The organism is Arthrobacter sp. T572 (assembly GCF_056780115.1).
The window spans coordinates 128,189-152,003 of the sequence record NZ_JBRAZQ010000002.1; the positions used below are offsets into that span (position 1 = coordinate 128,189).

Here is a 23,815-nt window from a genome sequence, read left to right on the forward strand (position 1 = left end):
ATGGGCGTTAAAGACGGATCTGCCCGCTCGCGGTTTTCGGCGTTGTGGGCCCGCTCCAGATGGCCCTTGCTGTTGCTGCTGGTCCTCCTGCTCCTGGGCGCCACGGTGGTTGCCGGGATGGCTCCCCACCTGTTCAGCGCACCCAAAGCAGCGCCTGCGGTGCCGGCATGGCAGCAACTGCCTGACCGCCTTTCGGATACCAAGGCAGTACTTCCCCTTGACGGTGAAGCTCCCGTGCCGGTGCCCGGGGAGGTTGCCCGGCTGCTGAACCAAACCCTTCGGCCTGACGGCCCCGGCGACATCAGCGCGGTGGTCATGGATGCCTCCAGCGGCGACGTCCTCTTCGACCGCGCGGCCGGCGCCGCCCGCATCCCGGCGTCGAACATGAAGCTGCTCACCGCCGTCGCCGCCCTGAAAGCGATGGGCCCTGAGGCCCGGTTCACTACCCGCGTCCTGGCCACGGACGATCCCTCCACGGTGGTCCTCACCGGCGGAGGGGACGTCCTGCTCGGAGCGGGGGACTCGGACCCGGCAGCTGTCATGGGTCATGCAGGTCTTGCGTCGTTGGCAAAGGAGACCGCGGCGAAACTGACCGCTGCGGGCGTGAAGGGGCCGGTCACGGTCACAGTGGACGATTCGCTCTTTTCCGGCCCGCCCTTGAACCCGGCATGGAGCCTGGACGACGTCGCCGCCGGTGAAACCGCACCGCTGTTCCCGCTGGCCTTGAACTCGGGCCGCTATGCACCCGGCGTCACCACGGGGCCCAGGCCCAGGATGCGGCCGCCACCGCCGCGGAGGCCTTCGCCCGGCAGTTGGCGGCGGCCGGGATTGAGGTGCGTCCCGGCGTCGAGCGCGGCAAGGGCATCCCCGCCAATGTGTTGGCCGCCGCCGAGTCAGCCACCGTCAGCGACCAAGTGGACCTCATGCTGGAATCCTCGGACAACTTCCTGGCGGAGGCTTTGGGGCGGATGACCGCCAAGGCGTCGGGCAAGGAAGCAACGTACGACGGCGCCACAGCGGCCGTGCGGCAAAGGCTGGGGGAGTTGGGCCTCGCCACGGACGCGATGGAGTTGGCAGACGTTTCCGGTCTTGCCCTGGGAAACCAGGTCAGCGCCCGGCAGTTCGCCGAGGTTGTCCGCGCCATCACCAGCGGCCCCGATCCTGCGCTGCGCACCGCTTTGGACGGTTTTCCGATCGCCGGACTGACCGGAACCCTCGACGACAGGTACGTCGAGGCCGGCACCGCAGGCGGCGCGGGCCTGGTCCGGGCCAAGACCGGCACCCTTAATACAGTGATCGCATTGAGCGGATACGTTGTGGACGCCGACGGCAGGTTGTTGGTTTTTTCCTTCATCGGCAATGGCCTTGAACCGGGTGCCGGAGGAAACAAGGTGGCCATGGACAGGTCCGCGTCCGTCCTGGCCGCCTGCGGGTGCCGGGGCTGAGGTGCGTCGGCGAGGCTTCGCGTGCCGCCGAGGCTCAGCCGTGCCGGGCGAGGCTTCGCGTGCCACCGAGGCTCCGCGTGCCGGGCGAGGCCCAGCCGTGCCGGGCGAGGCTCAGCGTGCCACCGAAGCTCCGCGTGGAGCGAACTTAAGCGCACTCTGTCTGTGCCGTGTGGTGTGATGGACCTTATGGTGTCATCTGCCCAAGATTCGTCAGCAGGGGCCCAGTCCCTGATCAACTGGGACCTGGCCGCGTCCACGGCTGCGCGGCTGGCCCCTCCCGGCCCTGCCTTGAGCGCCGGGGAGATCGGCAAGGCGGTGGAGAACCTCCGCTTCAATGCTGATATTTCCGTGCCCCACGTCCATGACATCACCGGACTGGATGCGGCCAAGGACCTGCGCGACTCCCATGTGCTGGTGGTGGACAGGGCTTCCTGGTCCAAGGCCAACAGCCAAAGCTTCGCCGTGATGCTGCAACCTGCGCTGAAGAAGATGCTGGAGAGCCGCAGCGGCCTCTCCATGACCCCGGCCGCAGCCGCTGCAGGCGGAGCCATTACCGGCAGCCAGCTGGGCGCCGTCCTGGCTTTCCTGTCCAGCAAGGTTTTGGGCCAATACGACCCCTTCGCAGCGCTATCGCCGGCAGCCAACGTTCCACCGGCGGGCAGGTTGCTCCTGGTCGCACCCAACATCATCTCCGTGGAGCGCGAGCTCAACGTGCATCCGGACGACTTCCGGCTGTGGGTGTGCCTCCACGAGCAAACCCACCGCGTGCAGTTTGCCGCCGCTCCATGGCTCCGCCACCACATGCTGGAGGAGATCGAAAAGCTGAGCGGACACCTGCTGGGCAACATGGACACCTTGGTCGAGCGGGCCAGCGCCGTGGCCAAGTCGTTGCGCGACCGCTCCGCCACGGGAAACGTGCCCGGCCGCGGTGCCATCCTTGACCTCCTGCAGGATCCGGAGGAAAAGGCCTCCATTTCGCACATCACCGCCGTCATGAGCCTCTTGGAGGGGCATGCCAACGTGGTGATGGATGCCGTGGATTCGAGCATCGTGCCGTCCGTCAAAACCATCCGCCAGCGCTTCAACGATCGCGGGAAGGACCGCGGCATCGTGGAGAAGTTCATCCGGAACATCCTGGGCCTCGATGCCAAGATGCGGCAGTACACCGATGGCGCCAAGTTCGTGCGCGAGGTCGTGGCCGTGGCAGGTATGGACGGCTTCAACAGGGTGTGGGATGCGGCGGAGAACCTCCCCACGGAGGACGAAATCCACAACTCCCGGCAGTGGCTTGAGCGGATGGGACTTTGAGTCCTTGCCCCACCTCCGGCGACGCCCCGCCCCTTAAGGGTCGACGGCGGCCCGGTCGCCTTGCGCCTGTCATCGGCAAGGCGCGCAAGCAGGTGCAGAACGCCCTGGCCGACGCCGGCTACCCCGCGCGCGTCCTGGTGGCCTGCAGCGGCGGTCCGGATTCCCTTGCTCTGGCTGCGGTTGCTGCATACTTTGCCCGGCGCGGCCATGTGGACGGGCATCCTGTGTCCGTGGGGGCAGCCGTGGTTGACCATCAATTGCAGCCCGGCTCAGCCGACGTCGCATCCCGGACGGCCGCGGTCCTGCGTGACCTGGGCCTGTCGCCTGTCGAAGTGTTGACAGTGGATGTCGCGTCCACGGGCTTTGGTCCTGAGGCTGCAGCGAGGGACGCCCGCCATGCCGCGCTCAATGCCGCGGCCGATGCCCTTGGCTGTGATGCGATCCTGCTCGGCCACACCTTGGACGACCAGGCCGAGCAAGTTCTCCTGGGTCTGGCCCGTGGCTCCGGAACGCGTTCGCTGGCAGGGATGCGGCCGGCCCGTGGCCGCCTGCTCCGGCCCTTCCTCGGGCTGCGGCGGATTGAAACACTGGAAATTTGTGAAGTCGAGGAACTCGATCCCTGGCATGATCCCAGCAATAGCGACCCCTCTTTCGCGAGGTCCAGGACCCGTGGTGAAGTGATGCCGGTGCTGGAAGAAAAGCTCGGCCCGGGAGTCGCTGAATCCTTGGCACGCACCGCCGCGATCCTGCAGCAGGACGCCGACTTCCTGGACGACCTCGCCGGGCAGACCTACCTGTCCCTGGTGGAGCGGCGGGACGGCGGCGTGCAGCTGCCCGAGGACGCCGTCCGGGATCTGGCCCCGGCGCTCAGGTTCCGTGTCATCGCCAAGGCAGCTGCCGACGTCGGGGGTCAACAGCCCGGGTACGGGCGGCTCCAAGCAGCCGAAGCGCTGCTCAGGCGGCAGGGTTCCGCAGGCCCCGTTGAGTTGCCCGGCCACGTGAGCGTCTACCGCCTGTCGCTCAGTGATTTGGAGCGGGAACGCAGGGCAGTGGAAGCCGGCCAGGCTACCCCCGTTCCCCGGGAAGCCGCACCCTGTGGGAAGCTAGTATTCCAGCATCAAAAAACGGCCCAACAGTAGCCGCACCCCGAGCATCAAACAGGAGCCATTGGTGGATTCAAACGACGTCCAGGCAGACCTCAAGCACGTTCTCTACACCAAAGAGCAGATCCAAGCCCGTATCGCTGAACTGGCGGCGCAGATCGACAAGGACTATGAGGGCCGCGACATCCTGATCGTGGGTGTTCTGAAGGGTGCCGTCATGGTCATGGCAGACCTGGCGCGTGCACTGCACAGCCACGTCAGCATGGACTGGATGGCTGTGTCGTCGTACGGCTCGGGTACCCAGTCATCGGGCGTCGTCCGGATCCTCAAGGACCTTGACACCGACCTCATGGGCAAGGACGTGCTGATCGTCGAGGACATCATCGATTCCGGCCTCACCCTGTCCTGGCTCAAGTCCAACCTTGAATCCCGCGGCACGGCCAGCGTCGAAATCTGCACCGCCTTCCGCAAGCCTACGGCCGCCAAGGTGGAAATCGACGTCAAGTACGTCGGGTACGACATCCCCAACGAGTTCGTGGTGGGCTACGGCCTGGACTACGCGGAGAAGTACCGCAACCTGGACTTCGTGGGCACCCTGGCCCCGCACGTCTACGAGTAAGCCTTTTCTTTAGCCGCACCCGTTTCCGGCGCCCCCGTACGTGGGGTTCGCGTGGGCCCGGACGCTCGCGTATACCGCCGCACCCGCTTCCGCCCGGCGCCCCCGTAACACCGGGTGCATCTGGCGCGAGGGGGTGCGGCGCACGCGCTTAGGGGGTGCACAGTTGCAAGGCCCCGAGGTTCCTCCCTGGCATCGTCACCGCCCAGTGCGAACGGGTTCGAGGCCGCCGTCTGTCAGGATCCTGATGAAAGTACGCGGATTCATCATCTCGGCCCAATCCCACCGAATGACGGTTAGCCCGAGCGCACGCAAGGCGTTCTCCCGTGCCTTTTCCGCCATGACTACCTGCTGAAGGGTCTTTCCGCCCCGGAGTTGGTTCCGCAGGTACTTTCCCTGGCCATCAAATTCTCCGACCAAGTCCAACTCCGGCCACCAAAAATCGGTCCTTGCTGTCTTTCCATTCCTTAGCTGGAAGACGGCCTGAAGCCGAGGCAGTGGGATCCTGTGGAGGATCATGCTTGCACGGCTCATGGATTCGCCAACAGATTCCGACCCGGATGTAGAGAACTCGATGATTTTGGCGGCACGCTGTTGCCGGGATGATGCGGGAAGGGTGCTGACCGCGTCCTCCAGGGTCTTCTCCTTGAGTGCCGTGCCCCACGGAGCCTCCTTGTCCCAATCTGCGGCTGTGTCCATGGGAGCCTTGGATGGTTCGCGGCGGCTGGAGTCAACAACCGCCAGGGCTTCTGCAAAGTCCAGTCTGCTTGCCAATTCGATCGTTGTCCGCGCCTTGTCAGTAACCCGAAATCCTCCGAGTTCGCAGACACCGTGGTCGAGGGACCCCAAAGTGCGGAGGACTCCGTTCTTGGATCGCCCACCGCGGGGATCATCGGTAGCGGTCTGGAGCTGCTGTGGAACCCCGACTACCCCCAAGCCCCACAGCAAACCCGCTGTTTTCAAGGTGAAGACGGGTGTCTTCAGGCTGGTCCCGGCCAGTGCAGCAGCAAGGAGACCGTGCCGTTGCCGATCGTTGAGGGAAGACCAGTCCCGGGCAGAGACATAGGCTCCCCGGCGCACACGTATCAGCTCTCCCCGCCGCGCCCGCTTGGCAAGCAGGCGCGGGTCCTGCCCGATCCGCGTGGCGTCGGAACTCAAGATCAGAGTGGAGGAAGGCATGACAGCAACGATGCCCCCTGCCCGTCACGGATAGGCAGGCCTGCCCAGCCGTATGTGGAAAAAGAGAACGGGTCTGGTCAACCAGGGCCGCACCCGTTCACACCCAGCGCACCCCTCTGGTGTGGTCTCCGCTCCCGGTTCCGCCAGGCGCACCCGTAATACGGGGTGCATTGGGCGGGAAGGGTTGCGGGTGGGGTGTCAGGAGGGGGACGGGGTGCATTGGGCGGGAAGGGGTGCGGGTGCGGGTGATAAAGGGGAGCGCCAAGCCGGAACCCCTGTTACAGCCCGTCGGAGGCGGGTATCCTGTGTACGCCCAGAGGGAACTTTTGAGCATTCCAGTGCGTGAATTACTGGGAACGGGTGTATAGCTAGAAACTGAAGCAGCACCACTTGCGCGCAGAAGTTGCGCCTTGCAGCACTACCAGGAGGGACGGGGCGCAACCCCGATCAGATGAAAGCTAAGAGTTTCTTCAAGGGCCCGGGCATCTGGATTGTTGTCGTTGTCGGCTTGCTCCTGGTGGCATTCGCAACCCTGGCCCCCGGCGGGTCTGCACGCATCGATACCAAGGTCGGCCTCGAGCTCCTCGCCCAGAGCGGCAAGGTGGAGCAGGCAAAGATTTTCGACGCCGAGAACCGCGTTGACCTGGTCCTCAAGGACAACCTGAACATCGATGGCCAGGACAAGGGCAAGAACGTCCAGTTCTTCTACGTCACGGACCGTGGTCCGGACGTCGTCAAGGCTGTCACCAATGCGAACCCGGAGAAGGGCTTCACTGACCAGCCCATCGAGAACAACTGGTTCTCCGGCTTGTTCTCCCTGTTGATTCCGGTGCTGCTGCTGGGTGTGCTTTTCTGGTTCCTGCTGTCCCGCATGCAGGGTGGCGGTTCAAAGGTGATGCAGTTCGGCAAGTCCAAGGCCAAGCTGGTCAACAAGGACATGCCGCAGGTGACCTTTGCCGACGTCGCAGGTGCTGACGAGGCCGTGGAAGAACTGCAGGAGATCAAGGAATTCCTCCAGGAGCCGGCCAAGTTCCAGGCCGTGGGCGCCAAGATTCCCAAGGGTGTGCTGCTGTACGGCCCTCCGGGTACCGGTAAGACCCTGCTGGCTCGCGCTGTCGCGGGCGAGGCCGGCGTTCCCTTCTTCTCCATTTCCGGTTCGGACTTCGTGGAAATGTTTGTCGGCGTGGGTGCTTCCCGTGTCCGCGACCTGTTTGAGCAGGCAAAGGCCAGTTCCCCGGCCATCATCTTCGTGGACGAGATCGACGCCGTTGGCCGTCACCGTGGTGCCGGGATCGGCGGCGGCAATGACGAGCGCGAACAGACCTTGAACCAACTCCTGGTGGAGATGGACGGCTTCGACGTCAAGACCAACGTCATCCTTATCGCAGCCACCAACCGCCCGGATGTACTGGACCCGGCATTGCTCCGTCCCGGCCGTTTCGACCGTCAGGTCACCGTGGAAGCGCCGGACCTGCAGGGCCGCGAGCAAATCCTGAACGTCCATGCCAAGGGCAAGCCGATGGCCCAGGGAATCGACCTCAAGGCCGTGGCCAAGAAGACCCCGGGCTACACGGGTGCCGACCTCGCCAACGTCCTGAACGAGGCCGCCCTGCTGACGGCCCGTTCCAACGCCAACCTGATTGACGATCGCGCTTTGGACGAGGCAATCGACCGCGTCATGGCCGGCCCGCAGAAGCGCAGCCGGGTCATGAAGGAACTCGAGCGCAAGATCACCGCGTACCACGAGGGCGGCCACGCCTTGGTTGCAGCAGCCCTGCGCAACTCTGCCCCGGTCACCAAGATCACTATCCTGCCCCGTGGCCGCGCCCTGGGCTACACCATGGTGGTTCCGGAGGACGACAAATACTCGGTGACCCGCAACGAACTGCTGGACCAGATGGCCTACGCCATGGGTGGCCGCGTGGCGGAGGAGATCGTGTTCCATGATCCGTCCACCGGCGCCTCCAACGACATCGAGAAGGCCACCGGCACCGCCCGCAAGATGGTCACCCAGTACGGCATGAGCGAACGCGTGGGCGCTGTGAAGCTGGGCCAGGGTGGCGGCGAGCCGTTCCTGGGCCGCGACGCAGCGCAGGAGCGCAACTTCTCCGACCAGATCGCCTACGTGGTGGACGAGGAAGTACGCCGGCTCATCGACCAGGCGCACGACGAGGCCTACGCGATCCTCACCGAAAACCGCGACATCCTGGACCGCCTGGCGCTGGAATTGCTCGAGCGTGAAACCCTGAACCAGGCCGAGATCGCCGATATCTTCCGCGATGTCCGCAAGCGCGACTTCCGCGAGATCTGGCTGTCCAAGGAATCGCGTCCCGTGCAGACCATCCCGCCGGTGGAAAGCCGCGCGGAACGTGCCGAACGCGAGGCCCAGGAGGAAGCCAAGAAGGCGCGCCTGGACGAGCCGCTGGACACCGTTGCCCCGCACGCGCAGGGCGTCAGCAGCCAGGACAACTTCCAGGCGCCGGGACCCGACGGCGGCAACGACTCCCCGCTTCACGGCTAAGCTTTCTGCTGTGACTCATTTCGACGACGACGACCTCGCCGCCGTTCCCGGTTCTGCCGTGGACGCCCACCGGGGCAGCAAAGTGGACCGCCCGCGCATCGAAGCAGCTGTCCGTGAAATCCTCCTGGCCATCGGTGAAAACCCTGACCGTGGCGGCCTCCAAGACACTCCCAAGCGGGTGGCCAAGGCCTACGCGGAAGTCTTCGCAGGGCTGCACCAGAACCCTGCCGAGGTCCTTTCCACCACGTTCGACCTTGACCATGAAGAGCTTGTCCTGGTGAAGGACATTCCCTTCTACTCAACGTGCGAACACCACCTGGTTCCGTTCCATGGAGTGGCCCACGTTGGCTACATCCCGTCACATGACGGCAAGGTGACGGGCCTGAGCAAGCTGGCGCGCCTGGTGGACATCTATGCCCGCCGGCCGCAGGTGCAGGAGCGGCTGACCACGGAGATCGTCGAGGCCCTCGTGAAGCACCTCAACCCGCGCGGTGCGATCGTGGTCGTCGAGTGCGAACACATGTGCATGTCCATGCGCGGCATCCGCAAGCCGGGCGCCAAGACCGTCACCAGTGCGGTGCGCGGTCAACTCCATGACCCGGCCACCCGCGCCGAAGCCATGAGCCTCATACTCGGAAGGTAAGCAATATATGGATTCCCTCGCCGCAGCACCCGGAACCGGCCCGGCCACAAGCCCGCTGCCGATTCTCCGTAAGCCGCGACCCACGGCCAGGTTCGAGGACCTGCCAACGGACCGGACCCTCGTCATGGGAATCCTGAATGTCACCCCGGATTCCTTCAGCGACGGCGGAGCCCATCGCACCCCCGACTCCGCGATCGCCCTGGGCCTGCGGATGTTCTATGCCGGCGCAGACATCATCGATGTCGGCGGCGAATCCACACGGTCGGGGGCCGAGCCCGTGTCGCCGGAAGAGGAGCAGCGCCGTGTGCTGCCCGTTGTGGAAGCCTTGGTCAAGGCCGGGGCGCTGGTCAGCATCGACACCATGCACACGTCCACTGCGGCCGCCGCCGTGGAAGCCGGGGCTGCGATCATCAATGATGTTTCCGGCCTGACCATCGAGCCCGGCATGCCGGAGCTGGTGGCCCGCACCAAGGTGCCGTATATCCTCACGCACCGCCGTGGCGATGCCCGGACCATGGACAGCCTCACGGACTACGACAACGTCACCGAAGACGTCGTCTCCGAGCTCCAGGGCGTACGCGACAAACTCTACGCAGCCGGCGTCAGCCCGGAGCAGATCATTGTTGATCCGGGCATTGGATTCTCCAAGAACGAGGACCAGAACTGGGAGATCCTCAAGAACCTGGACCAGCTGTTCGGCCTCGGTCACAAGGTCATGGTCGCGGCGTCCCGCAAACGCTTCCTGGGCTCGCTGCTGACGGTTGCCGGGAAGTCGGCGGCCCCGCAGGAACGTGACGCCGCCACTGCCGCGATCACCACCCTGAGTGCCGCGCAGGGCGTTTGGGCTGTCCGGGTGCACGACGTCGGTCCAAGCCTTGACGCCGTCAAGGTCGCCGCTCGAATCGCACGCTGACCGGAGGGCGCTGTGGACAGGATTACGCTGACCGGCGTCACTGCCGTCGGTTACCACGGTGTGTTCGATTTCGAGCGCCGTGATGGCCAGCCGTTCGTGGTGGATGCCGTGCTGCACACGGACTTCACCAAGGCAGCGGAAACGGACGACCTCCAGTACACAGCGCACTACGGCGAGGTAGCCGAGCTCATCACCTCGTACATCGAGGGGGAGCCCTTGAACCTGATCGAGGCGCTGTCCGTCAGGATCGCCGAGGGGATCCTGGCCAATTACAGAAGCCTGTCCGCCGTCGACGTCACTGTCCACAAACCGAAGGCCCCCATCGAGGTGCCGTTCGGCGATGTCACGGTCAGCGTTCACCGGGAGCGCACATGACCGGCTCCTATACCAAGGCGATCCTGGCGCTGGGCAGCAACCTGGGGGAGCGCAACGACACCCTGACGACCGCCGTCGCCGACCTTGTCGACCCGCCGGAAGTCCGGCTCCTTGGCGTGTCTCCCGTGGTGCAGACCAAGGCGGTGGGTGGCCCGGAGGGGCAGCCCGATTTCCTGAACATGGTCATGGCCGTGGAAACCACTCTTGACCCGTTGGAACTGCTGCAGCACTGCCACGCCGTGGAACAGAAGCACCACCGGACCCGGGAAGTGCGGTGGGGTCCGCGGACCCTGGACGTGGACATCATTGTCTTCGGCGACCTGCACAGCGACGACCCCGTCCTGACGCTGCCGCACCCGCGCGCGGCCGAACGCGCCTTCGTCCTCTACCCGTGGTCGTTGCTGGAACCGAATGCGCAACTGGACGGCCGGAGCGTAGCGGAACTCGCGGCACGTGCCAGCGACATGCCGGACATCCGGCGTTTCGACGGGTACGGTGATGTGGCCGGCGTCCCGGCGACAGGAGCCCTGGAGTAGCCATGAAAGCCATGCGACCGCTGACCCTGGTGATTATCGCCGTCCTGGCTGCCGGCCTGGCCTTGCTGGCTACCGCCGCCACCAACCGTTACAGCATGGCCACCCCGGTCCTGCCGGTGTCCGCCCTGGTGACCATGGGCGTCATTGCCGTCCTCACGCTCGTCATGGGGATCCGGGTCCTGCGCTGGCGGAACGGCAAGAAGAAGACGTTGCTCAACCCGATCATGGCGGCCCGGACGCTGATTCTTGCCCAGGCCTGTGCCTATGCGGGCACGTTGTTGCTGGGTTGGCACGCCGGGATTGCCCTTGACCTGCTCCGCATCGGGACGCTTCGCAGCGGCGAGGGCATTCTGTGGAACACCCTGGTCATGGGCGGCGGCGGCGTGGTGATGCTGGTGGTGGGCTTGGTCGTGGAGCGGTTCTGCCGCATCCCCCCGGAGGATTTCGAAGGCGGCACGACGGGGCCGGAAACCCGTCGCGGTGAGTCCAAAGGCGAAGGCGAGTATGCATACCGAGGCGATTGACCCTCCCGGCATCCAGTGGCAGCGGGTTTCGCCCAAGTACGTCACGGTGCGATTGGTTGAGTGGGCGATCGGCAACGCGGTGATGCTGCTGATCGTGAGCCTTCCTTTGATCTTTGTGCAGCTGGGGTGGTGGCGGTGGCCGCCGCTGTGGCTTGCGGTTGCCGTTCCCGCGGTGATGTTGGTCCTGGCGCTGTGGCGGCTGGTGCTGATTCCGCGCCAGGTGCGGGCCATTGGGTACGCGGAGCGCGACGACGACCTCCTCATCCGGCGTGGCATCTTCTTCCAGCGGACCATGGTTGTGCCTTATGGCCGCATGCAGTACGTGGACGTTGCGGTGGGCCCTGTGGAACGCAGCCTGGGGCTGTGCACCCTGAAACTCCACACGGCGTCGGTGGGTACCAACGCGCAGCTTCCCGGCCTTCCGGCTGCGGAAGGCGCACGGTTGCGTGAGCAGCTTTCCGCCCGTGGAGAAGCCAGGCTGGCCGGGCTGTGAGCCCGGAGGCTGTCTTTCCCGGTAAAGCCGTCGACGGCGACTGGCGGCGGGTACACCCTGCCTCACCCTTCGTGCGGGGCTGGGTGGCGCTTGCCGCCGTCGTGTATTTCTTCGGCCGTGACGCCTTCGAACGGATACTGCAGGGCCGTGATTTCCTGGACCCCAACCTCAGCGGCCGGGTCCCGTGGCTGCTGGCCGGCGGGGCCGTGGTGATGCTGCTGACCGTGGGCGGGTTCATCCTGAGCTGGTACTTCACGCGCTACCAGGTGGCCGAGGGGTACGTCAGGGTCAACACCGGCTTCCTGTTCAAGCAACAGCGCCAGGCACGGTTGGACCGGGTCCAGGCCATCGATATCGTTCAGCCGCTGCTGGCCAGGATCTTCGGGCTCGCCGAGCTGAAGTTCGAAGTGGCCGACGCCGGTGAATCGGCCGTGCGTTTGGCCTACCTGCCGCTCGCCCAGGCCAAGCAGCTCCGGGCCACCATCCTGGCCAGGGCCGCCGGCGTCGCAGCTGCTACCCGCGGAGGGTCCCCGGCAACAGGAGTCGCGCAGGGGTCGGTGCCCGGGCAGGAGCCCTTACCCGGGTCGGGGTACCCGCCCCGGCAGACAGGCGGTGCAGTACCGGCTGAAGGCGCTGTAGCGGTAAACGGCGCTGTACCGGCGGACGGTGCTATACCAGCGGACCGTGCGCCGGGAGGACCGGGCCCCGCGGCTGAATCGTCTGCCTTCGAGGAGTACCCCGAGGCTCCGGAGCAGGTGGTCCTGTCCGTCCCGCCGTCGCGACTGGTGGGTTCCCTGCTACTGAGCGAGCAGACTGTCTTTGTGGTCCTGGGCGCGGCCGTCTCCGTAGCCGTTTCCGTGCTGACGGACAACAGTGCCATCTTTTTTGCACTGATACCCGCCATCCTGGGCATCGGAGCCGCGTATTGGAGCTCTTTCAACAAGGGGTACAACTTCACGGCCGCCATCTCGCCGGACGGTATCCGGCTGCGATATGGGCTTCTGGATACCCGGGCACAGACGCTTCCGCCGGGGCGCATCCAGGCGGTGAAGGTAACGCAGCCGCCGTTGTGGCGGATCTTCGGCTGGTACCGGATGCACGTCAATGTTGCCGGTTATGGCCTTTCCGCAGGGAATGAGTCTGCGGCGCGGACCACCCTGCTTCCGGTTGGCCGCAAGGAGCACGTCATGATGATGCTCTCGCTCGTGCTGCCCGATCCGGGCATCGCCGATCCCGTGGGGGTCTTCACGGCGGGACTGGAAGGCCTGGCACCTGCGGCCGGATCGGCCAGGACGTCTGGCGCTTCCGAAGCCGCGAAGGTGCCCGAAGCCGCAACCATAGCCGCCGCCGGTCCCGACGGATTCGTCACCACTCCCCGCCGCGCGCGCCTGCTTGCCCCGCTGGGATGGAGAAGGAACGGCTTCCTGGCCACGGGGACCGCGCTGTTGCTGCGGTCCGGCCGGTGGTGGCGTACCTTGGTGCTGGTCCCGCATCAGCGCACCCAGTCGATGGCCCTCCAGCAAGGGCCGCTGGCGCGGCGTTTCAGGGTTGCCGACTTGGTCCTGCACACCACGACCGGACCAGTGATGCCGCGGCTCTACCAGGCAGGGGTGGAGGAAGCGGTGGCGCTGTTCGACCAGCAGGCGGCCAGGGCGCGCGAAGCCCGCAAGCGGCAAACCAGCGAGCAGTGGCTCGCCCAGGTCATGCCCGCTGACACCCCACCAACCAAGGAGGAACCCCACAATGGCTAGGCCAGGACGACTCGGAGTAGGCATCATCGGGGCCGGCAAGGTGGGTGCCGTCCTTGGTGCCGCTTTGCGCGGGGCCGAGCACGCCGTCGTCGGGGTTTCCGCCGTCTCCGAGGCAAGCCGGGAGCGGGTAGAGACCCTGCTCCCCGGTGTCCCGATCCTGGAGATCCAGGACATCGTGGAGCGTTCCGAACTGGTGCTGATCGCCGTTCCGGATGACTCCCTGGGAGAGCTGGTGTCCGGCCTGGCCAAGCTGGGTGCGTGGCAAAGCGGCCAGTTGGTAGCGCACACCTCGGGCCGGTTCGGGGTGGGCATCCTGCAACCCGTCCGCGCGGCCGGTGCCATCCCGCTCGCCCTGCACCCGGCCATGACTTTCACGGGGCTGAGCCTTGACCTGAACCGCTTGATGGACTGCACCTTCGGGGTAACGGCTGACGCTGCCATGCTGCCGATTGCGCAGGCCCTGGTGGTGGAGATGGGTGCGGAACCGGTGGCCATCGCCGAAGGTGACCGCACCCTTTACCATGCCTCGCTGGCCCACAGTTCCAACCACATGGTCACTCTGGTGGCGCAGGCCTCGCAGCTGCTCCGGGAGATCGGCGTCGAATCGCCTGAAGCCATGCTCGGGCCGCTGCTGCGCGCCACGCTGGAAAACGCCCTGGCGTCGGGGGAAACTGCGTTGACCGGGCCGGTGGCCCGGGGCGACGTGGGGACAGTTTCTGCCCACGCCCAGGCCCTGAAAGAGTACGACGGCGGTGCCGGGGGCGACGTCCTCGCGGCCTACCAGGCCATGGCCCAGGCAACCGCGAGAAGGGCAGCCAACCGCGGGCTGCTGCGGGCCGAACAAGTCACCGACATCATCGAGGTGCTGCGGGATGGCCCCGCGGAACCGGAAGGACACTGAACAGCATGGCCATCAAACTCGTCAGTACAGCGGCCGCGCTCCGCACGGAAAGTGCGCGCCTCCTGGCCGAAAAGAACGGCTCATCCCAAGGCCTGGTGCCCACCATGGGCGCGCTGCATTCCGGACACGCTGCGCTGGCGCGGGCAGCCGTAGCGGCAAACGACGTCGTTGTTGCCACCATCTTCGTCAATCCCCTGCAGTTCGGCGACGCCCAGGACCTCGACCGCTACCCCCGGACCTTGGAGTCCGACATGGAACTCCTGGACGCCGAGGGCGTGGACCTGGTCTTTGCGCCGTCCGTGGACGAGGTGTACCCCGGCGGACAACCGCTCGTGCGGATCACCTCTGGCCCGCTGGGCGAAAAATGGGAAGGCGCTTCACGGCCGGGCCACTTCGACGGAGCACTCACAGTGGTCGCCAAGTTGCTGCACTATGGACTTCCCGGCGGTGCGGCTTCGGACGGCACGACGGCGGCCTACCGCGCCTACTTCGGCCAAAAGGACGCGCAGCAGCTGGCCCTGGTCAAGCGCATGGTCGCCGACCTGAACTTCCCGGTAGAGATCGTCCCCGTGCCGACCGTCCGGAGTGCCGACGGGCTCGCCCTCTCCAGCCGCAACCGGTTCCTCTCCGACGAAGAGCGCGAGGCGGCACTGGTGCTCTCGCGGGCATTGCGCCTGCTCGAGTCCCGCGCCAAGGCGCGCGAACCGCTGGACCTGGACTCCGCCGTCGCGCTCGTCAAGTCCCAGCCACGGGTGGAACTGGACTATTTCGACGTCGTCAGCCCCACCACCCTGGAACCCCTCGCCGAGAACTGCAAGGAGACGCCGTTCCGCGGGGAAGGACTGGCGATCATTGCCGCGAAGGTAGGGCCCGTTCGCTTGATTGACAATGTGCCACTGAATTCCTAACGTTTGGATTTTCTGCTGACGGGAATGGAGCGGGCGTCTAGACTGTTCCTGTCTTTACCGGCATGGATCGCCGGAAACCACATCTCAAGCAGAGGGAATTTCCATGTCTTCCGACGTCACGTCCGACGGGCCTGTTTCTGCCGCGACCGCGCAGGCCACCCCAGCGGAGGTGACGGGCCCGCAGCCACCCGTTTCCGGGAAGATGTCCCGCGAATCCGTCACGGTCATTGTCACGCTGCTGGTTGCCACCTTCGTGGTGATCCTCAACGAAACCATCATGAACGTTGCCCTGCAGCGGCTCATGACCGACCTCCAGGTCAACGCGTCCACCGTGCAGTGGCTGGCCACCGGGTTCATGCTGACCATGGCCGTGGTCATTCCCACTACGGGCTTCATCCTGCAACGGATGAGTACCCGGGGTGCCTTCATGCTGGCCATGGGCCTCTTCAGCGGCGGGACGCTGCTGGCTGCCCTGGCGCCCGGCTTCCTGGTGCTGCTGGTGGCCCGGATCGTGCAGGCCGGTGGTACCGCCATCATGCTGCCGCTGCTGATGACCACCATCCTCACCTTGGTGCCGATGGCCAGGCGTGGCGCCGTCATGGGCAACGTCAGCATCGCCATCTCCGTGGCGCCGGCCATGGGTCCCACCGTTTCCGGCATCATCCTGGACCACTTCTCCTGGCGCTTCATGTTCGTGTTCGTCCTTCCCGTTGCGCTGGCAGCATTCGCGATCGGGGCCAAGTACCTAACCAATGTGGGTGAGCGTGGAAAAACGACGCTGGACCTTGCTTCAGTCATCCTCACCGTTCCTGCCTTTGGTGGGCTGGTGTACGGGCTGAGCCAGATCGGCGGCGCCGAAGCCGGCATTGTCCCCGTCATCGCGCTCGTTGTGGGTGTGGCCTGCCTGGCGCTTTTCGTGGTTCGTCAGCTCAGGCTGCAGAAATCCGACGCCCCGCTGCTGGACCTTCGAGCCTTCAACTACCGGATGTTCACGGTGTCCACGCTGCTCATGGTCGTCGCCATGATGGCGTTGTTTGGCGGCGTCATCCTGCTGCCGCTCTACCTGCAGAACACCCTCCACCTGGCCCCGATGGAAACCGGTCTGGCGCTGCTCCCGGGTGGCCTCGCCATGGGCTTGCTGGGCCCGGTGATCGGCCGCATCTTCGACAAAGTAGGGCCGCTGCCGTTGACGGTCACGGGATCAGTCCTCATGGTGGCTACACTGTGGGCCTTCTCCCGACTTGATGAATTTAGCGCCCTCTGGTGGGTCATCACCCTGCATGTTGTCCTCAGCCTTGGCCTGGCCCTCCTCTTCACCCCGGCCTTCACCACCGGCCTGAACCCGTTGCCGCCCACCCTGTACTCCCATGGCTCTGCCATCATCAGCACGGCGCAGCAGGTCTCCGGCGCCGCAGGAACCGCGCTGCTCGTGTCGATCTTTGCCGTGGTGTCAGCGCAATCCGGGCAGGTAGCCGGCATGCAGGCCGCCTTCTTTGCGGCCACCATCATTGCCGTCGCCGCCGTAGTTCTGGGCTCGATGATGCGCAGGACCGAGGGCGCAGGAGGCCACGGCGGCCACTAGGACGCTGGTCCTGGGTAGTTCCGGGTGCCCGAGTAGGTCGGACGCTCTCTCACCTATCGCCCGTTTAGGTCGGACGCTCTCTCACCTATCGCTCGTTTTGGGTCGACGCTCTCTCAGCTATCGCCCGTTTTGGGTCGATGCTCTCTCACCTGTGTTGGCTTTCGGGCCGTCGCTCTCTCACTTCCCGGCGCGTTGTGTGGGGTGTTTTGGGGTGTGATGGGGTTCACGGGTTGTGGATTTGTTTGTGGTGTGGGGGGTGTGTAAAGTTATTCGAGTTGCCGCCGCTGATGCGGGGTTGAAGGCGACGATCTCCCTTTTGAATGGCCGGTTTCCGGTGGTGCTTTGGTGTGCTGTCGGGGTTGGTGGGGGCTTGGGCTGGTTTGCTTTGTGGGGCTGGTTCGGGTAAGTTTGAAAAGTTGCTCCGGAGCGATCTGCTGGCCTGTGTGGTTGGTGGTGGTGCTGGTTTGTGACCTGTTGTTTGAGAACTCAATAGTGTGCCAAGTTTGTTGATACCGATTGTTTTTTGATTGGTTGGATTTTGCCGGGCCGCCGTGCACCCCCGTGTGTGGTGGTTTGGTTTTCAGCTGGTTTCAGATTTTTGCATGGCTTCTCCTGTCTTTTTCCGGTGGGGGTTGTTGTGTTTTCGTTTTTGTTTTACTTTGACGGAGAGTTTGATCCTGGCTCAGGATGAACGCTGGCGGCGTGCTTAACACATGCAAGTCGAACGATGATCTCCAGCTTGCTGGGGGGATTAGTGGCGAACGGGTGAGTAACACGTGAGTAACCTGCCCTTGACTCTGGGATAAGCCTGGGAAACTGGGTCTAATACCGGATATGACCATCTGGCGCATGTCATGGTGGTGGAAAGCTTTTGTGGTTTTGGATGGACTCGCGGCCTATCAGCTTGTTGGTGGGGTAATGGCCTACCAAGGCGACGACGGGTAGCCGGCCTGAGAGGGTGACCGGCCACACTGGGACTGAGACACGGCCCAGACTCCTACGGGAGGCAGCAGTGGGGAATATTGCACAATGGGCGCAAGCCTGATGCAGCGACGCCGCGTGAGGGATGACGGCCTTCGGGTTGTAAACCTCTTTCAGTAGGGAAGAAGCCTTTCGGGGTGACGGTACTTGCAGAAGAAGCGCCGGCTAACTACGTGCCAGCAGCCGCGGTAATACGTAGGGCGCAAGCGTTATCCGGAATTATTGGGCGTAAAGAGCTCGTAGGCGGTTTGTCGCGTCTGCTGTGAAAGACCGGGGCTCAACTCCGGTTCTGCAGTGGGTACGGGCAGACTAGAGTGCAGTAGGGGAGACTGGAATTCCTGGTGTAGCGGTGAAATGCGCAGATATCAGGAGGAACACCGATGGCGAAGGCAGGTCTCTGGGCTGTAACTGACGCTGAGGAGCGAAAGCATGGGGAGCGAACAGGATTAGATACCCTGGTAGTCCATGCCGTAAACGTTGGGCACTAGGTGTGGGGGACATTCCACGTTTTCCGCGCCGTAGCTAACGCATTAAGTGCCCCGCCTGGGGAGTACGGCCGCAAGGCTAAAACTCAAAGGAATTGACGGGGGCCCGCACAAGCGGCGGAGCATGCGGATTAATTCGATGCAACGCGAAGAACCTTACCAAGGCTTGACATGGACCGGAAAGACCTGGAGACAGGTGCCCCGCTTGCGGCCGGTTTACAGGTGGTGCATGGTTGTCGTCAGCTCGTGTCGTGAGATGTTGGGTTAAGTCCCGCAACGAGCGCAACCCTCGTTCTATGTTGCCAGCGGTTCGGCCGGGGACTCATAGGAGACTGCCGGGGTCAACTCGGAGGAAGGTGGGGACGACGTCAAATCATCATGCCCCTTATGTCTTGGGCTTCACGCATGCTACAATGGCCGGTACAAAGGGTTGCGATACTGTGAGGTGGAGCTAATCCCAAAAAGCCGGTCTCAGTTCGGATTGGGGTCTGCAACTCGACCCCATGAAGTCGGAGTCGCTAGTAATCGCAGATCAGCAACGCTGCGGTGAATACGTTCCCGGGCCTTGTACACACCGCCCGTCAAGTCACGAAAGTTGGTAACACCCGAAGCCGGTGGCCTAACCCTTGTGGGGGGAGCCGTCGAAGGTGGGACCGGCGATTGGGACTAAGTCGTAACAAGGTAGCCGTACCGGAAGGTGCGGCTGGATCACCTCCTTTCTAAGGAGCTGCTAACAACTTGCCGGTGCCCCTGTAGGGGGTGTTGGTGGTTGTCAGTGTTGCCCATTGCGCAGGCGGATGTTCTGCGGTGGGTGCTCATGGGTGGAATATCAACGAATCATTTTTTGTGGTGGCATGGTTTTTGCTGCTGGTGTTCTGGTGTTAGTACGGCGGTCCTGCCCTTTTGTGGTGGGGTTGTTTGGAAGGTGCCGGGGTGTTGGTGGTGGGGGTTGTGTTTGGCGCACTGTTGGGTCCTGAGGCAACAGGACCTTCACGCAGCTTTTTGCGGGGAGACACGTTTCTGGTGTTTCTTTGTTTTCCTGCGGCCGTTTCCTTGTCACACGGGTGCCCCTCTTTTTTGTGGGGTTGTGTGGTGGGGGTGGTTGTTGGGGTTGTTGTTTGAGAACTACATAGTGGACGCGAGCATCTGGACGCATGCACCTGTTGGGTGTGTGTGTTCGTAGCAATTTCTTTGATTTAGAACCTGGGACTGCTGCCTGCCTGTTGGGTGGGTGGTGGTTTTCCTGTGGTTCTCTCGAATGGATTCAAGCATCAGCCAGGCCCCTTGGTGGGGTTTGGTGTGTGTGGTCTAGTTTTTAAGGGCGCACGGTGGATGCCTTGGCATCAGGAGCCGAAGAAGGACGTAGGAATCTGCGATAAGCCTGGGGGAGTTGATAACCGAGCGGTGATCCCAGGATGTCCGAATGGGGAAACCCCGCATAACGCTGCAAGGTGATTGTGTGACCCGTACCTGAACTCATAGGGTGCGTGGGGGGAACGCGGGGAAGTGAAACATCTCAGTACCCGTAGGAAGAGAAAACAAGAGTGATTCCGTTAGTAGTGGCGAGCGAACGCGGATGAGGCTAAACCGACCCATGTGTGATAGCCGGCGGGCGTTGCGTGGGCGGGGTTGTGGGACTTGCTGTACTGGTTCTGCCGGACCGGTGGGGTGAGAGTGCAGGTATAGGTGAACGGTCTTGAAAGGCCGGCCAGAGAGGGTGTGAGTCCCGTAACCGTAATGTTGTGCACCGCCTTTGGTGAGGATCCCAAGTAGCACGGGGCCCGAGAAATCCCGTGTGAATCTGTCAGGACCACCTGATAAGCCTAAATACTTCCTGATGACCGATAGCGGACCAGTACCGTGAGGGAAAGGTGAAAAGTACCCCGGGAGGGGAGTGAAACAGTACCTGAAACCGTGTGCTTACAATCCGTCAGAGCAGCCTTGTTGTTGTGATGGCGTGCCTTTTGAAGAATGAGCCTGCGAGTTAGTGTTACGTCGCGAGGTTAACCCGTGTGGGGCAGCCGTAGCGAAAGCGAGTCTGAACAGGGCGTTTGAGTGGCGTGATCTAGACCCGAAGCGGAGTGATCTACCCATGGCCAGGTTGAAGCGACGGTAAGACGTCGTGGAGGACCGAACCCACTTCAGTTGAAAATGGAGGGGATGAGCTGTGGGTAGGGGTGAAAGGCCAATCAAACTCCGTGATAGCTGGTTCTCCCCGAAATGCATTTAGGTGCAGCGTTGCGTGTTTCTTGCCGGAGGTAGAGCTACTGGATGGCCGATGGGCCCTACAAGGTTACTGACGTCAGCCAAACTCCGAATGCCGGTAAGTCAGAGCGCAGCAGTGAGACTGTGGGGGATAAGCTTCATAGTCGAGAGGGAAACAGCCCAGACCACCAACTAAGGCCCCTAAGCGTGTGCTAAGTGGGAAAGGATGTGGAGTTGCTTAGACAACCAGGAGGTTGGCTTAGAAGCAGCCATCCTTGAAAGAGTGCGTAATAGCTCACTGGTCAAGTGATTCCGCGCCGACAATGTAGCGGGGCTCAAGTACACCGCCGAAGTTGTGGCATTCACACATATACCTCAGCCCTTTGTGGTTCAGGGGTGTGGATGGGTAGGGGAGCGTCGTGTGGGCGGTGAAGTCGCGGTGGAAACCAGCGGTGGAGCCTACACGAGTGAGAATGCAGGCATGAGTAGCGAAAGACGGGTGGGAAACCCGTCCGCCGAATGATCAAGGGTTCCAGGGTCAAGCTAATCTGCCCTGGGTAAGTCGGGACCTAAGGCGAGGCCGACAGGCGTAGTCGATGGACAACGGGTTGATATTCCCGTACCGGCGAAAAACCGCCAATACTGAGCGGGGGATACTAACCACCCCCCACCTGGCCGGATCACCACTTGTGGTGTGATGGTTGTGGTGGTGGCTGGGACCTGATCCCGGGAGGTAAGCGTATTAACAGGTGTGACGCAGGAAGGTAGCCGGGCCGGGCGATGGTAGCCCCGGTCCAAGGATGTAGGGTCAGGGATAGGCAAATCCGTTCCTGTGTGCTTCGAGCACGCTCCTGAGATCTGATGGGACCCCCGTTCGGGGGGATCCGGTGATCCTATGCTGCCTAGAAAAGCATCGACGCGAGGTTTTAGCTGCCCGTACCCCAAACCGACACAGGTGATCAGGTAGAGAATACCAAGGCGATCGAGAGAATTATGGTTAAGGAACTCGGCAAAATGCCCCCGTAACTTCGGGAGAAGGGGGGCCTGCCCCGTGAAACGACCTTGCGTTGTGGAGCGGGTGTGGGCCGCAGAGACCAGGGGGAAGCGACTGTTTACTAAAAACACAGGTCCGTGCGAAGTCGCAAGACGATGTATACGGACTGACTCCTGCCCGGTGCTGGAAGGTTAAGAGGACCGGTTAGCCACCTCGCGTGGCGAAGCTGAGAATTTAAGCCCCAGTAAACGGCGGTGGTAACTATAACCATCCTAAGGTAGCGAAATTCCTTGTCGGGTAAGTTCCGACCTGCACGAATGGAGTAACGACTTCCCCGCTGTCTCAACCATAAACTCGGCGAAATTGCAGTACGAGTAAAGATGCTCGTTACGCGCAGCAGGACGGAAAGACCCCGAGACCTTTACTATAGTTTGGTATTGGTGTTCGGAGTGGCTTGTGTAGGATAGGTGGGAGACGTTGAAGCCCGGACGCCAGTTCGGGTGGAGTCATCGTTGAAATACCACTCTGGTCACTTTGGACATCTAACTTCGGCCCGTGATCCGGGTCAGGGACAGTGCCTGATGGGTAGTTTAACTGGGGCGGTTGCCTCCTAAAGAGTAACGGAGGCGCCCAAAGGTTCCCTCAGCCTGGTTGGCAATCAGGTGTCGAGTGTAAGTGCACAAGGGAGCTTGACTGTGAGAGAGACATCTCAAGCAGGGACGAAAGTCGGGACTAGTGATCCGGCGGTACATTGTGGAATGGCCGTCGCTCAACGGATAAAAGGTACCTCGGGGATAACAGGCTGATCTTGCCCAAGAGTCCATATCGACGGCATGGTTTGGCACCTCGATGTCGGCTCGTCGCATCCTGGGGCTGGAGTAGGTCCCAAGGGTTGGGCTGTTCGCCCATTAAAGCGGTACGCGAGCTGGGTTTAGAACGTCGTGAGACAGTTCGGTCCCTATCCGCTGCGCGCGCAGGAAATTTGAGAAGGGCTGTCCTTAGTACGAGAGGACCGGGACGGACGAACCTCTGGTGTGTCAGTTGTACTGCCAAGTGCACCGCTGATTAGCTACGTTCGGATGGGATAACCGCTGAAAGCATCTAAGCGGGAAGCTCGCTTCAAGATGAGATTTCCACACACCTAGCGTGTGAGAGGCCCCCAGCCAGACCACTGGGTTGATAGGCCGGACGTGGAAGCGAGGACCAAAGACTCGTGAAGCTGACCGGTACTAATAGGCCAACAACTAACACCACACACACTTGCATGCACGCGTCCACTATGTGGTTCCCGAACAACAACCCGTTCAGGAAAACCAACCACAACCAAATAACAACACCACAGTTGTAACCACACAAACTTCCCACCCCCACCAACAACCAGGGGGACGGGTAACAAGGTTACGGCGGTCATAGCGTGGGGGAAACGCCCGGTCCCATTCCGAACCCGGAAGCTAAGACCCACAGCGCCGATGGTACTGCACCCGGGAGGGTGTGGGAGAGTAGGACACCGCCGGACAACCATTCACAGGTCGAGACCCCCCAACCACGTTGGGGGGTCTCCCACATTAACCACCCACACAAAACCCCGACCATGGGGCGGGTTCTAGCGGTCGTTGCAACACCCAGAATTTTTGGGAGTTGCAACGACCGTGTCGTCTTTAACGGGGAAACTGCCGGGCGGAGGAAGTACACGCCCGAGCAGAAGGCCCAGTTCTTCCTTGTGTTGGATAGTTGTGGGATCGTGAGCGCGGCCGCTGCGGAGCTCGGCTTCAATCAGACGACGTGCTATCAGTGGGTGCATAAATCACGACTCCCTCAACGGGCCCCCCGGGATCGCAAGGCTGGGCAGCGGAAATACACGCCGGCCCAGAAGGCGGAGTTCTTCAAAGTGTTCGACCGGATCAAGAGCACGAGGAAAGCTGCAAGGGAACTCGCACTGAACCCCGATACATGCGCCGGATGGGTTCGTAGAGCCGGGCTGAAAAGCCATGGGAAACCGGGCGCGGGCCCTCACCCGGGGCGGGATGAGTACTTCCGGCTGCGCAAGACCGGCGTAAGTCGGCGCAAAGCTGCCATGGCGATCGGGATACATCTGCGAACCGCCGAAGAGTGGGATCAAGGAATCCGGAAGACTGGTGGGAGACGCATTTACCCCGACGGCCGCGTCATCGATTACAAACGTGGTGTGACCACCAGGAGAGGCCCATCGACCCGCGATACCTGAACGTTCAGGAACGGGAGATGATCCGGGACCTGCAAGCAGCAGGGTCCTCCATCAGGGCGATCGCACGCACCCTGGCACGACCGGCTTCAACAGTCAGCGGGGAACTTGCCCGCAATTCCGATCCCCGG

15 protein-coding genes, 3 rRNA genes and 1 pseudogene are annotated in these 23,815 nt (G+C 63.0%); 18 read left to right on the forward strand and 1 reads right to left on the reverse strand.

Features of this window, described 5'->3' with window-relative positions; all coding sequences use genetic code 11:
- From dacB to hpt, 4 genes and pseudogenes are all read left to right on the forward strand, one after another.
- Positions 1 to 1,445, forward strand: a pseudogene (dacB, locus tag ACUYMZ_RS01735) (D-alanyl-D-alanine carboxypeptidase/D-alanyl-D-alanine endopeptidase).
- 186 nt (positions 1,446 to 1,631) lie between these two features.
- Positions 1,632 to 2,753, forward strand: a complete 1,122-nt coding sequence (locus ACUYMZ_RS01740) for a zinc-dependent metalloprotease (protein WP_426005170.1) — start codon at positions 1,632 to 1,634, stop codon at positions 2,751 to 2,753.
- Positions 2,754 to 2,845: 92 nt separating this feature from the next.
- A complete protein-coding gene (gene tilS, locus ACUYMZ_RS01745) occupies positions 2,846 to 3,892 on the forward strand; it encodes a tRNA lysidine(34) synthetase TilS (protein WP_481605794.1) in 1,047 nt (348 codons plus the stop codon).
- Positions 3,893 to 3,923: 31 nt separating this feature from the next.
- Positions 3,924 to 4,475, forward strand: coding sequence for a hypoxanthine phosphoribosyltransferase (gene hpt / locus ACUYMZ_RS01750; RefSeq protein WP_426005171.1), 552 nt, complete (start codon positions 3,924 to 3,926; stop codon positions 4,473 to 4,475).
- 195 nt (positions 4,476 to 4,670) lie between these two features.
- Here hpt and ACUYMZ_RS01755 read toward each other — a convergent pair whose 3' ends face one another.
- The gene (locus ACUYMZ_RS01755; protein WP_481601898.1) at positions 4,671 to 5,651 is read right to left on the reverse strand and encodes a hypothetical protein; all 981 of its coding nucleotides are present in this window, start codon (positions 5,649 to 5,651) and stop codon (positions 4,671 to 4,673) included.
- Between the two features lie 451 nt (positions 5,652 to 6,102).
- Here ACUYMZ_RS01755 and ftsH point away from each other — a divergent pair, with 451 nt between their 5' ends.
- The 14 genes from ftsH to rrf all read left to right on the forward strand — a co-directional run bounded on the left by ftsH (position 6,103) and on the right by rrf (position 22,979).
- Positions 6,103 to 8,172 carry an ATP-dependent zinc metalloprotease FtsH gene (gene ftsH, locus ACUYMZ_RS01760; protein WP_481601899.1) on the forward strand — a complete coding sequence of 690 codons (2,070 nt, stop codon included), beginning with the start codon at positions 6,103 to 6,105 and terminating at the stop codon, positions 8,170 to 8,172.
- Positions 8,173 to 8,182: 10 nt separating this feature from the next.
- Positions 8,183 to 8,815: a GTP cyclohydrolase I FolE gene (gene folE / locus ACUYMZ_RS01765; RefSeq protein ID WP_426005175.1), complete on the forward strand. Its 633-nt coding sequence runs from the start codon at positions 8,183 to 8,185 to the stop codon at positions 8,813 to 8,815.
- Positions 8,816 to 8,822: 7 nt separating this feature from the next.
- On the forward strand, positions 8,823 to 9,728 hold the full coding sequence (gene folP / locus ACUYMZ_RS01770; RefSeq protein ID WP_426005176.1) for a dihydropteroate synthase: 906 nt from the start codon (positions 8,823 to 8,825) through the stop codon (positions 9,726 to 9,728).
- A gap of 12 nt (positions 9,729 to 9,740) precedes the next feature.
- Positions 9,741 to 10,103, forward strand: coding sequence for a dihydroneopterin aldolase (gene folB / locus ACUYMZ_RS01775; RefSeq protein ID WP_426005177.1), 363 nt, complete (start codon positions 9,741 to 9,743; stop codon positions 10,101 to 10,103).
- Positions 10,100 to 10,639 carry a 2-amino-4-hydroxy-6-hydroxymethyldihydropteridine diphosphokinase gene (gene folK / locus ACUYMZ_RS01780; RefSeq protein WP_426005178.1) on the forward strand — a complete coding sequence of 180 codons (540 nt, stop codon included), beginning with the start codon at positions 10,100 to 10,102 and terminating at the stop codon, positions 10,637 to 10,639. The genes folB and folK overlap by 4 nt, the downstream gene beginning before the upstream one ends.
- Positions 10,640 to 10,641: 2 nt before the next feature.
- Complete coding sequence (locus ACUYMZ_RS01785; protein WP_442424626.1) at positions 10,642 to 11,163, forward strand: DUF3180 domain-containing protein; 522 nt, start codon at positions 10,642 to 10,644, stop codon at positions 11,161 to 11,163.
- The gene (locus ACUYMZ_RS01790) at positions 11,144 to 11,656 is read left to right on the forward strand and encodes a PH domain-containing protein (RefSeq protein ID WP_426005180.1); all 513 of its coding nucleotides are present in this window, start codon (positions 11,144 to 11,146) and stop codon (positions 11,654 to 11,656) included. Before ACUYMZ_RS01785 ends, ACUYMZ_RS01790 begins: the two co-directional genes overlap by 20 nt.
- Positions 11,653 to 13,407 (forward strand): PH domain-containing protein, encoded by a 1,755-nt coding sequence (locus ACUYMZ_RS01795; protein WP_481601900.1) that lies wholly within the window; start codon positions 11,653 to 11,655, stop codon positions 13,405 to 13,407. The genes ACUYMZ_RS01790 and ACUYMZ_RS01795 overlap by 4 nt, the downstream gene beginning before the upstream one ends.
- Complete coding sequence (locus ACUYMZ_RS01800) at positions 13,400 to 14,308, forward strand: Rossmann-like and DUF2520 domain-containing protein (protein WP_481601901.1); 909 nt, start codon at positions 13,400 to 13,402, stop codon at positions 14,306 to 14,308. Before ACUYMZ_RS01795 ends, ACUYMZ_RS01800 begins: the two co-directional genes overlap by 8 nt.
- Before the next feature lie 5 nt (positions 14,309 to 14,313).
- Entirely contained in the window at positions 14,314 to 15,216 is a 903-nt protein-coding gene (gene panC, locus ACUYMZ_RS01805) for a pantoate--beta-alanine ligase (RefSeq protein ID WP_481601902.1), read from the forward strand.
- Between the two features lie 103 nt (positions 15,217 to 15,319).
- A complete protein-coding gene (locus tag ACUYMZ_RS01810) occupies positions 15,320 to 16,798 on the forward strand; it encodes a DHA2 family efflux MFS transporter permease subunit (RefSeq protein WP_481601903.1) in 1,479 nt (492 codons plus the stop codon).
- Between the two features lie 659 nt (positions 16,799 to 17,457).
- A 16S ribosomal RNA gene (locus ACUYMZ_RS01815) occupies positions 17,458 to 18,983 on the forward strand.
- A 586-nt stretch (positions 18,984 to 19,569) separates the two neighbouring features.
- Positions 19,570 to 22,717: ribosomal RNA gene (locus tag ACUYMZ_RS01820) — 23S ribosomal RNA — on the forward strand.
- Between the two features lie 145 nt (positions 22,718 to 22,862).
- A 5S ribosomal RNA gene (gene rrf, locus ACUYMZ_RS01825) occupies positions 22,863 to 22,979 on the forward strand.
- Together the 16S, 23S and 5S rRNA genes form the textbook arrangement of a ribosomal RNA operon.
- The last annotated feature ends 836 nt before the right edge of the window (positions 22,980 to 23,815 follow it).